The 1,943-nt window shown below is 70.0% G+C and carries 3 protein-coding genes; all 3 read left to right on the top strand.

The genetic code is table 11. From position 1 onward, the window contains the following. Positions 1-553: 553 nt before the first annotated feature. The 3 genes from infC to rplT all read left to right on the top strand — a co-directional run bounded on the left by infC (position 554) and on the right by rplT (position 1,883). On the top strand, positions 554-1,102 hold the full coding sequence (infC, locus tag ND748_RS30890; RefSeq protein WP_374216083.1) for a translation initiation factor IF-3: 549 nt from the start codon (positions 554-556) through the stop codon (positions 1,100-1,102). A 96-nt stretch (positions 1,103-1,198) separates the two neighbouring features. Further along, a complete protein-coding gene (gene rpmI, locus ND748_RS30885; protein WP_251749839.1) occupies positions 1,199-1,393 on the top strand; it encodes a 50S ribosomal protein L35 in 195 nt (64 codons plus the stop codon). Between the two features lie 109 nt (positions 1,394-1,502). Further along, positions 1,503-1,883, top strand: a complete 381-nt coding sequence (gene rplT, locus ND748_RS30880; RefSeq protein WP_251749837.1) for a 50S ribosomal protein L20 — start codon at positions 1,503-1,505, stop codon at positions 1,881-1,883. Positions 1,884-1,943: the final 60 nt, after the last annotated feature.

Below are 1,943 nucleotides of genomic sequence, written 5' to 3'. Positions count from 1 at the left end.
CTCCTGGGCCGTGGCCTGCGCTCCCAGCGGCGCCGGGGGTGGCGGCTGCGCCGCTGAGCTGCCTCACCGCTGAGCTGCCGCACCGGATGCGCGGGTCCGGGTCGCGGGTCGGATCGCTCCCCGCGGGCCGGTCGTCGCCCGGATCGTCCCGTCTGTGGGCCCGCGGATCGCGCTCGCCGGGCCCGTTCGGGGCGGCTGGTCACCGCCGTGATCGTCCTGCTCGGCGGTGTGGTGCTACTCTTGGCCTCAGACCGATTGCCGGTTGGTTCCACCCATCCGATGGTGCCGTCATTCGTGGCGGTCCTGGCGAGGGCACGGAGCCTGGCCGGCAGGACCAAGCGGGGGTTCGCCCTCCACCCGATGTTGCCGACTGACGCTGCCTGCGCGGGGTGTCAGAGTGTCGACCGGCCCGAGTTTCGGGCCGTGGCCACGGTAGCCGGGTCGCCGGTCGGCCGAGCCGTTCCCACGGTTGTCGGCCGGGAGCCTGGTGCGGCCAGGCTCGGTGCTCCGCTGCGGTGAGGTCACGCCCGCGCGTCGAGCAACGGAGGAACACATCAGCACAGAGTCCCGTATCAATGACCGGATCCGCGTTCCCGAGGTACGCCTCGTTGGCGCGGAAGGCGAGCAGATCGGCATCGTTGCGATCGGCGAGGCCATGCGCATGGCGCAGGAGGCCGATCTCGACCTCGTGGAGGTCGCGCCGACCGCTCGCCCGCCGGTCTGCAAGCTGATGGACTTTGGAAAGTTCAAGTACGAGTCCGACCAGAAGCGTCGGGAAGCTCGGAAGAACCAGGTCCAGACCGTCATCAAGGAAATGAAGCTGCGGCCGAAGATCGATCCGCACGACTACGAGACCAAGAAGGGTCACGTCGTGCGGTTCCTGCGAGCCGGTGACAAGGTAAAGATCACCATCATGTTCCGCGGTCGGGAGCAGTCCCGGCCGGAGCTCGGCATCCGCCTGCTCCAGCGGCTGTCCGCCGACGTGGCCGAACTCGGTTACGTGGAGGCCCAGCCCAAGCAGGACGGCCGGAACATGACGATGGTGATGGCCCCGCACAAGGGCTCCAAGCCGCAGCGGCTGCCAGAAGCGGCTGGCGTCTGACCCGACGCAGGTGGGTCCGCACGGTGGTGTCTCCGCCGTCCGGACCTCGCCGCGCCGACCGCACGATCACCCCCCGTAAACCGTCAGGATGTCGACATGCCCAAACAGAAGTCCCACAGCGGCGCGAGCAAGCGGTTCCGGATCACCGGCACCGGCAAGGTGGTGCGCCAGAAGGCCAACCGCCGCCACCTGCTGGAGCACAAGTCCAGCCGCCGTACCCGTCGGCTGGACGGCGTGGTGCCGCTGACGAAGGCGGACGCAGGCCGAATCAAGCGCCTTCTCGCCCGCTGATCGCGCCCCGCTGACGAATCCGGCCCCGGTCACATCGGCCCGCCCCGCGCGGTGATCGATCCCGGTCCGGCCGGCCGGATGCACCCGAACGAAGGAGACAGGTGCCCTCATGGCACGCGTGAAGCGGGCGGTAAACGCCCAGAAGAAGCGCCGTACGGTCCTCGAACAGGCCAGCGGCTACCGGGGCCAGCGCTCGCGGCTCTACCGCAAGGCCAAGGAGCAGATGCTCCACTCGATGACTTACTCCTACCGGGACCGTCGCGCGCGCAAGGGCGACTTCCGGCAGTTGTGGATCACTCGGATCAACGCCGCGGCGCGGGCCAACGGCATGACGTACAACCGCTTCGTGCAGGGTCTGAAGCTGTCCGGCGTGGAGGTGGACCGCAAGATCCTCGCCGATCTGGCGGTCAACGACGCCGCGGCCTTCGCCGCGCTGGTCGAGGTGGCCCGGGCGGCCCTGGCGGCGGCGCCGGAGCCGACCGCCGCCTGAGCCCGTCGCGACGCCGACCCGTGCCCGCCGCCCGCGTGCTCCCGCTGCCCGATCATGGGC

It is taken from the genome of Frankia sp. AiPs1, from assembly GCF_023716945.1.
Taxonomy (GTDB): domain Bacteria; phylum Actinomycetota; class Actinomycetes; order Frankiales; family Frankiaceae; genus Frankia.
The sequence above is the reverse complement of the archived record's forward strand: the minus strand, read 5'-3'. Positions and strand labels throughout refer to the sequence as shown.